The sequence below is a fragment of the Micromonospora sp. NPDC047467 genome (genome assembly GCF_040643095.1).
GTDB lineage: Bacteria > Actinomycetota > Actinomycetes > Mycobacteriales > Micromonosporaceae > Micromonospora.
Map to the genome: position 1 here is coordinate 80914 of NZ_JBEYTO010000001.1, position 8978 is coordinate 89891.

General features: G+C 70.4%; 6 protein-coding genes. All 6 read right to left on the minus strand.

What is annotated here, in order from left to right:
• Positions 1 to 43: 43 nt before the first annotated feature.
• Entirely contained in the window at positions 44 to 1453 is a 1410-nt protein-coding gene (locus tag ABZ780_RS00335; protein WP_357482628.1) for a GH1 family beta-glucosidase, read from the minus strand.
• Positions 1450 to 3690 (minus strand): alpha-xylosidase, encoded by a 2241-nt coding sequence (gene yicI, locus ABZ780_RS00340; RefSeq protein ID WP_357482631.1) that lies wholly within the window; start codon positions 3688 to 3690, stop codon positions 1450 to 1452. The genes ABZ780_RS00335 and yicI overlap by 4 nt, the downstream gene beginning before the upstream one ends.
• The gene (locus ABZ780_RS00345; RefSeq protein ID WP_357482634.1) at positions 3687 to 4574 is read right to left on the minus strand and encodes a carbohydrate ABC transporter permease; all 888 of its coding nucleotides are present in this window, start codon (positions 4572 to 4574) and stop codon (positions 3687 to 3689) included. Before ABZ780_RS00345 ends, yicI begins: the two co-directional genes overlap by 4 nt.
• A gap of 1 nt (position 4575) precedes the next feature.
• Positions 4576 to 5538, minus strand: a complete 963-nt coding sequence (locus tag ABZ780_RS00350) for a sugar ABC transporter permease (protein WP_357482637.1) — start codon at positions 5536 to 5538, stop codon at positions 4576 to 4578.
• Between the two features lie 67 nt (positions 5539 to 5605).
• Complete coding sequence (locus tag ABZ780_RS00355) at positions 5606 to 6910, minus strand: extracellular solute-binding protein (protein WP_357482640.1); 1305 nt, start codon at positions 6908 to 6910, stop codon at positions 5606 to 5608.
• A gap of 86 nt (positions 6911 to 6996) precedes the next feature.
• Positions 6997 to 8085 carry a LacI family DNA-binding transcriptional regulator gene (locus ABZ780_RS00360; RefSeq protein WP_357482643.1) on the minus strand — a complete coding sequence of 363 codons (1089 nt, stop codon included), beginning with the start codon at positions 8083 to 8085 and terminating at the stop codon, positions 6997 to 6999.
• Positions 8086 to 8978 lie beyond the last annotated feature (893 nt).

The window sequence follows — 8978 nt, forward strand, 5'->3', positions numbered from 1 at the left end:
CCCGGCACTACGGCAGGGCAGCCGGCGGCGCGTCGTGGTGCGGTTACTCCGAAGCCTGGTCCAGCTCACCGGTCGCGGCGAGCCGCCGGTACCAGTGGGCGCTGTCCTTCCAGGTGCGCTCCTGCGTGTCGTAGTCGACGCGGATGATCCCGAAGCGGCGGTCGTAGCCGTAGCCCCACTCGAAGTTGTCCAGCAGCGACCAGACGAAGTAGCCGCGCAGGTCGGCACCCTGTTCGCGGGCATCGGCCATCGCCGCCACGTGCCGACGGATGTAGTCGATCCGCCGGTCGTCGTGGATCCGGCCGTCGGCTGACACCACGTCGTCGAAGGCCGCGCCGTTCTCGGTGATCATCATCGGCTGGTTCGGGTACTCGCGGTGCAGGCGCAGCAGCAGTTCGGTCAGCGCGGGCGGGTCGATGTTCCAACCCATCGCCGTGTACGGGCCGGGCTGCGGCAGGAAGTCGACGTCGTCGGCACCGACCCACGGCGAGTGCGCCGAGGCGCCGTGCCCGTCCGCGTCGGACCGGGGCGAGACCCCGTCCCAGGCACGGACCAGGGTGCTGGAGTAGTAGTTGACCCCGAGCACGTCCAGCGGCACCGCGATCAGCTTCTCGTCGCCGTCGTGGACGAACGACCAGTCGGTGACCGGCGCGGTGTCGGCGAGCAGGTCGGCCGGGTATGCCCCGTCCAGCATCGGGCCGAGGAACGCCCGGTTGGCCAGCCCGTCGATCCGCCGCACCGCGTCCCGGTCCGCGTCCGAGTCGGACGCCCCGCGCACGACGTGCAGGTTCAGCGTCACCGACAGCTCAGCCGCCGGGGCCAGCTCCCGGACCACCCGCCCGGCCAGGCCGTGCGCCAGGTTGAGGTGGTGCACCGCGGCCAGCGCCGCCGCCGGCTCGGTACGTCCCGGCGCGTGCACCCCGGAGGCGTAACCCAGGTACGCCGAGCACCACGGCTCGTTCAGCGTGGTCCAGGTGTGCACCCGGTCGCCGAGCGCGGCGACGATCCCGGACGCGTACTCCTCGAAGCGCAGCGCGGTTTCCCGCACCGGCCAGCCGCCGGCGTCCTCCAACTCCTGTGGCAGGTCCCAGTGGTACATGGTGGCCACCGGGCGGATGCCGCGCTCCAGCAGCCCGTCGACCAGCCGGGAGTAGAAGTCCAGGCCGGCCTGGTTGAACCGCCCGGAGCCGCCCGGCTGCACCCGTGGCCAGGAGATCGAGAACCGGTACGCGTCGAGCCCGAGGTCGGCGATGTGTCCGAGGTCGTCGGCCCACCGGTGGTAGTGGTCGGCGGCCACGTCGCCGGTGTCGCCGTTCAGCGTCCGCCCCGGGGTGTGACTGTAGGTGTCCCAGATGGATGGCCCGCGCCCGTCCTCGGTGGCCGCGCCCTCGATCTGGTACGCCGCCGTCGCCGAACCCCAGACGAAACTCTCCGGGAATGTACGTTCCGTCATCGCCCCACCACCTCCGTACCGGCCACCACGCAGTCGTATCCCGACGAGGCGCCCGCCACCAACTCGGCGGTGGCCACCCCGTCGCGGAAGCTCACCTCGAACTCCGCGCCGGGGCCGTCCCCGGGTGCCGGTATCCGTACCCGTTGGCGTTGCCCCTGCGCCGGTGTGTAGAGCCGCAACTGCACGCCGTCCGCCCATTCGTAGTCGGGCCGGTCGGAGCGTGCCCCGAACGGGATGACCGCGCCCGGACGGGCGAGCACCGGCACGCTGTCGAACTCGTGCTTCTCGGTGACCCAGGCCGGGCCTGTGACCTGCGCGCCGGTGACCAGGTGCGTCCACGTGCCGGCGGGCACATAGTAGGTGACCTGACCGTCGGCGCTGAGCACCGGCGCGACCAGCACGTCGGAGCCGAGCATGTACTGCCGGTCCAACTGCGCCGCGGCGGGGTCGTCCGGGAACTCCAGGATCATCGGGCGCATCATGGGAATTCCGTCGCGGTGCGCCTCCTGCGCGGCGGCCGCCAGGTACGGCATCAGGCTGAGCTTGAGCCGGGTGAAGTGCCGCAGCACGTCCACGGCCTCCTCGTCGTACGCCCACGGCACCCGGTACGAGCCGGAGCCGTGCAGCCGGGAGTGCGACGAGAGCAGCCCGAAGGCGATCCACCGCTTGAACACGGCCGGGTCGGGGGTGCCCTCGAAACCGCCGATGTCATGGCTCCAGTAGCCGAAACCGGACGCCGCCAGGGACAGCCCGCCGCGCAGCGACTCGGCCATCGCCACGAACGTCGACTCGCAGTCGCCGCCCCAGTGCACCGGGAACTGCTGCCCGCCGGTGGTCGCCGAGCGGGCGAACACCACCGCCTCGCCCTTGCCGCGCTCGGCCTCAAGCAGTTCGAAGACCGCCTTGTTGTAGAGGTAGGAGTAGTAGTTGTGCATCCGCTGCGGGTCCGAGCCGTCGTGCCACACCACGTCGGTCGGGATGCGCTCACCGAAGTCGGTCTTGAAGCAGTCGACGCCCATGTCCAGCAGGACCTTGAGTTTGCCGGTGAACCACCGAACCGCGTCCGGGTTGGTGAAGTCGACAAGCGCCATGCCGGCCTGCCACTTGTCCCACTGCCACACCGAGCCGTCGGGGTTGCGGACCAGGTAGCCGGCCTGGCGCCCCTCCTCGAAGAGGTACGAACGCTGCGCGATGTACGGGTTGATCCAGACGCAGACCTTCAGGTCACGCTCGTGCAGCCGGCGCAGCATCCCCTCCGGGTCGGGGAACGTCGCCGGGTCCCAGACGAAGTCGACCCAGTGGAACTGGCGCATCCAGAAGCAGTCGAAGTGGAACACCGACAGCGGCAGGCCCCGCTCGGCCATCCCGTCGACGAACTCGGTGACCGTCTTCTCGTCGTACGAGGTGGTGAACGACGTCGACAGCCACAGCCCGTACGACCAGGCGGGAACCCGGGCCGGTCGGCCGGTCAGCGCGGTGTAGCGGCGCAGCACGTCCTTCGGGGTGGGCCCGTCGATGACGTAGTAGGTGAGGGACTGGCCCTCCACGCTGAACTGCGTCTGCGTGACGACCTCCGAGCCGACCTCGAACGACACGTGCTCCGGGTGGTCCACGAAGACCCCGTAGCCGGCGCTGCTGAGATAGAACGGCACGTTCTTGTACGCCTGCTCGCTGGCCGTGCCACCGTCGGCGTTCCAGATGTCGACGGTCTGACCGTTCTTGACGAACGGGCCGAACCGCTCGCCCAGCCCGTACACCGTCTCGCCGACGCCGAGCGCGAGACGGTCGTGCACGTGCCGGCGGCCCTCGCCGTCGGTGACGATGCCGACGCTGCGCGCGGTGGACGCGGTGACCAGTCGGTCGCCGTGCAGGAACTCGACCCGCCAGCCGTCGACGAGCGCGACCCGGGCGGTCAACTCGCCGGTGGTGAGCGAGGCGGTGATCCCGGTGATGTCGACGGCGACCGGGAAGTCGTCGTCGGTGGTCAGACCGAAGTGCGGCTCGCGGGGCAGCCCACCGCTGTGGTGACCGATGGTCACCCCCACGATGCCGGGAGCGGGGGAGAAGAACCGGACCGTGACCACCGGCCGGTTGAGGGTGTCGCCCCGACCGGTGATCTGACCGGCCGGCGCGAAGACGGTGAAGCCACGGTCGTCCGGCTGCACGGATTCCACTGTGCCCGGGCGCAGGACGCTGACCCCCGGGCGCAGTTGCCAGTACCCGTCGGTGAACTTCACTTCTCGGCTCCTGCCGTGATGCCGCGCGCCAGAGTGCGCTGGAAGATGAGGAAGAAGAGGATGGCCGGCACCAGGCTGATCAACGCACCGGCGTTGGTCGTCGGGGCGTCCATCAGCCGGTCACCCTGCAACGACGCGATCGCGACCGGGATGGTCTGCGTCTGGTTGTCGATCAGCATGACCAGCGGGATGAGGAACTCGTTCCAGGTCCAGATGAAGAAGAAGATGAGCAGCACCGCGAGGGTGGGCCGCAGGTTGGGGAAGACCACCCGCCACAGCACCGTCCACTTGCCGGCGCCGTCCAGCGACGCGGCCTCCAGCAGCGAGCGCGGGAACGTGCCCAGCACCGAGGCGAGCAGGTACGTGCCGAACGCGCTCTGGATCACGGTGAAGATGATGATCACCGAGAGCTGGGTGTTGTAGAGGCCGACCTGCTTCGCCACGTAGTAGAGCGGGTAGATCAGCGCCTCCTGCGGAAGCATGTTCGCCAGCAGGAAGAGCCCCACGATCCAGAGCCGACCCCGAACCCGACCGATGCCCAGCGCGTACGCGTTGAGCAGGGAGACGGCGACGCCGAGCACCGCCACGGACCCGGCGATGAGCGTCGAGTTCCACAACTTCAGGGGGAAGTTAACCTCGGTCCAGTACGTCCGCAGGCCCTTGGTGTAGAACTCCGTCGGCCAGCTCAGCGGCCCGTTCGACGAGTAGTCCCCGGGCGACTTGAACGCGTTGAGCAGCATGAACACGAACGGCACCAGCATGGCGAGCGCGGCGAGCGTGACCAGGACGAGCACGACCCAGCGGCCGACGCCGCGGTGGTGCCGATCCCGTACCGGCCGACGAGGCGCCGCCGATGCGGGGGTCGGAGTGAGCGTGACGGCCATGTCAGATCCCCCGGTCCCGGCGCTCGCTGCGGGCCTGCATCCAGATGAAGACCACAGCCACCACCACGATGATCAGTGTGAGCACGGTCGAGATCGCGGAGCCGTAGCCGACCTGGAGCTTCTTGAAGAAGGTGTAGTAGGCGAAGTAGGACGGCACATTCGTGGCGTTCTCCGGGCCGCCCCGGGTCAGGGCGAAGATCGGCCCGAACACCTTCAACGCGGCGATGGTGCAGGTCAGGGCCACCACGAACGTCTCCGGCCGGATCTGCGGCAGCGTGATGGCCCGGAACCGGTGCAGCCAGTTCGCGCCGTCGACCTCCGCTGCCTCGTACAGCTCGGGGTCGACCCGCTGCAACGCCGCCATGAAGACGACCACCGGGTAGCCGATCTGCACCCAGATCATCACCGCCATCACGGCTGGCAGCGCCGTGTCCGGGTCGCCGAGCCAGTCGTGGCGCAGCGCCCCCAGACCGACCGCGCCGAGCAGGCTGTTGAACGCGCCGTCGGGGCGCAGGATCCAGCCCCAGACGATGCCGGCCACCACGACCGGCAGCACCTGCGGGAGGTAGAACGCGGCCCGCAGGGCGGCGGCGGTGCGGGGCTTGAACCGGCGGCCGATGACGTCGAAGAGCACCGAGGCGAGCAGCAGCCCGAGCAGGGTGGGCACCACCACCATGGCGACGAGCATCCAGACGGTGTTGCGGAACGACGCCCAGAACACCTCGTCGTGCAGCAGTTGCCGGTAGTTGTCCAGCCCGATGAAGGTGGGGTCGCCAACCCCGGACCACTTGGTCAGCGACAGGTAACCGGTGCCGACCAGCGGCGCGCCGATGACCAGGACGAACAGCACCGCTCCGGGGAGCAGGTAGAGCCAGTACGCCGCATTGCGGCCGCGAGGAGCGCGGCGGGGTGCGGGAGGGGTTGGTGTCGCGGCCGGGGCGGCGACGGTCTCGGAGACTGCCATGGAAGATCCTTCCCGGTGGGGCGGGCGGACGCGCCGGTCGTACCGGTCGCGTCCGCCGCCCGCCGCGTCACTTGCCGGTGATCTCCTTGACGCCATCGGCGTACGGCTTGGCGATCGTGTCGAGCACCTGGTCGGGAGACTTCGACCCGTTGATCAGGGCCTGGAAGCCACCGACGAGCACGTCGTAGTAGCCGGGGACCGGCCAGTCCGGGTAGAACGCGAGGCCGTCCTGCTTGCTCACCGTGTTGAAGTCCTCGATGAGCTTGCGGTCCTTCGCGTCGCTGATCTTCGCGGGGTCAGCGGCCACCGGGACGCCGCCGTTGTTGCCGATCAGGTCCTGGATCTCCGGACGCAGCGTGATGTCGATGAAGTCGTACGCCAGACTCTTGGCCTTGCTGCTCTCCGGGACCACCCACAGGTTGCCGGAGGAGCCGGCCTGCAGGGTGTTGCCGGGGAAGAGGAAGGTGTCCCAGTTGGCCTTCATCTCGGTCTTGAACCGGCCGTACCACCAGCTGCCCGAGACGATCATCGGGGTCTTGCCGCCGATGAACGCGGTGCCCATGTCCTCGGCCTTGAGGCTCGCCGAGTCCTTGGCGACGTAGCCCTTCTTCACCCAGTCGGCGAAGGTGTCCGCGCCGTACTTCAGCGGGTCGGCCTTGAAGTCGACGGGGTTCTTGTAGAGCTGGTAGTTGTCGACGAACGACCGGTCGGCCTTGGCCAGCGCCAACTGGTAGAAGAGCTGCCCGGCCGGGTACTCAGCGCCGGCCATGCCCAGCGGGGTGATGCCCTTGCCGACGAAGGTGTCCATCGCGGCGGTCATCTCGGCGAGGGTGGTCGGCACCTGCACGCCGTTCTGCTGGAACAGGTCCTTGTTGTAGTAGACCGTGACGTACTCGCCGTAGTTCGGCACACCGAACCAGTTGCCCGAGCCCATCACGCCCTTGTCGCTGTACCGGGCGGTGGTCTGGAGGCTGGGGCTGAGCTTGTCGGCCCAGCCGCGCTTGTCGGCCTCGGCGCTCAGGTCGGAGAGCAGGCCCTGGGAGGAGAGCAGGCCGGCCGTGGCGTTGCCCTTGTTGTACTCCATGATGTCCGGGCCCTCGGACGAGTTGATGATCATCCCGGCGTTCTGCTGGATCTGCTCGAACGCCTTGCGCTCGAAGCGCACCTCGACGCCCGGGTGCTCGGCCTTGAAGATCTCGATCGCCCGGTCCCAGGCGATGCCCATGGCGCTGTTGGCGCTCTCGTAGTGCCACAGCTTCAGGGTCTTGGCCCCGCTGTCGTCCCCACTGTCACCACCGCCGCAGGCGGCCACTGTGGTCGTCGCGGTCGCCGCCAGGGCGATCGCGGCGACGATCCGGCGGAATCGCTGCATTGCTATCCTCCTCGTTGAGTATCGAGCCCGGTACTTCACTGGGTCCGTCGTCGCGTTGCAGCGCGGCGGCGGGCCGTTTTTGCTGGTCAGCCCCCGACCGTCGGTAACGGTTCGGAGGTGGTCGCTGTCGGTCGTCGTGGTCCAGAGGTGGTCACTGTCGATCGTCGTGGCGCGGCGGTCGATCCGCGGACCTCCAGCGCGCACGGCAGCAGTTGCTGGTGGCGCTCGTTGCCGGACCCGTCCAGGTGCCGCAACAACGCCTCGATCGCGATTCGGCCCAGGGCCGACCCGGGCGACGTCATCGCGGTCAACGCCGGTGTGGCCAGCTCGGCGACCTGCGGCGAGGTGACCATCGAGACGACCGAGACGTCGTCGGGCACCGACAGCCCTCGACCGGTCAACTCACCGAGGATGCCGAAGATCGCCGTCTCGTTCATGGCCAGCACAGCGGTCAGCTCCGGCGCCTGCGCGAACGCGGCGGCCAGAGCGGCCCGGCCACCGGCGGCGCTGTCCTCGGCGGGGATCATCACCGGTTCCAGGCCGTGCCCGGTCATGGCCGCCACGAACGTGTCCCGGGTACGGAGCGCGGGGCCGTAACCGCTGGCGAGGGTGGCGGCCGAGTGGTTGACGTACACGATGTGCCGGTGCCCGAGGCCGACCAGATGCTCGACGGCCTCCCGCACGGTCTGCTCGAAGTCGATATCGACGTACGAGAGCGCGTCGGCGTCCCCGGTGCGGCCGATCAGCACCAGCGGCACGCCGGCCTCCTGGAGCACGGTGACCCGCTCGTCGGCGAGCTGCACCTCCATCAGCACGACGCCGTCGAGCATCCGCTGGCTGGCCAGCCGCCGCAGGTCGTCGAGGTTGCCGCCGCCGATCGGGGAGAGCACCAGGTGGTAGCCGGCGACGCTGGCAGCGGCGGCGGCACCGGTGACGAACGCCGTCTCGGTCGCACCCAGGCCGCGCTCGTCCATGGGCATCAACAGGCCCAGGATTCGACTGCGCCGACTGGCCAGGCCGCGGGCCATCGCGTTGGGCTGGTAGTCGAGCTGAGCCATCGCGGCGAGGACCTTGGCCCGGGTGGCCTGCGAGATCGGCCGGGTGCCGGTGAGCACGTACGACACGGTGCTGACCGAGACCTGCGCGAGGCGGGCGACGTCGTGCATGGTGGCCATCGCGCACCTCCTCCAGCCCTCGTGTTGCAGCCCTCGTGGGACCGCGTCAGCCGTTGTGGGACAGCTCCCGAATGATCGTCGAAGCGCTTCGACGAAGCGGTTCGACAGACGCTAGGCCACCTGTTACGGCGTCGTCAATAGCTGATGTCGAAATGACGTCGGGAGCCTCCGACCCCGCCCTCGGCCCCAATCACGCCCGCCGTTCCCACCGCGCCCAGCCGTCCGCCGCCCGACCCAGCCGCCCGCCCAGGAACGGCTCGCCCCGCCCGCCCGGCTTGCTCGCCCCGCCCGGCTTGCCCGCCCGGCTCGCTCGCTCGCCCGGCCCGCTCGCCCGCCCGGCCTGCGCGTTCCGCCCGCCCGGCTTGCTCGCCCGCCCGCCCGCCCGCCCGGCTTGCTCGCTCGCCCGCCCGGCGTGCTCGTTCGGCCGCCCCGCCCCGCCCCGCCCACCCGCCCGGCTCGCCCGCCCGGCTCGCCCGCCCGCCCAGGAACGGCTCGCCCCGCCCGCCCGGCTTGCTCGCCCCGCCCGGCTCGCCCGCCCGGCTTGCTCGCTCGCCCGGCCCGCTCGCCCGCCCGGCCTGCGCGTTCCGCCCGCCCGCCCGGCTTGCTCGCTCGCCCGCCCGGCGTGCTCGTTCGGCCGCCCCGCCCCGCCCCGCCCACCCGCCCGGCTCGCCCGCCCGCCCGCCGGCCCACCCGCCCGCCAGCCCGCCCACCCGCCCGGCTCGCTCGCCCGGCCGCCCGCAAGATCGTGCTCGATCCAGGATCGAGTGGTGTCGGCGAGTCGGTGAGGCCACTCGATCCAGGATCGAGCACGATCTTGACGCGGGACGCGGGACGCGGGACGCGGGACGCGGGACGCGGGACGCGGGACGCGGGACGCGGGACGCGGGACGCGG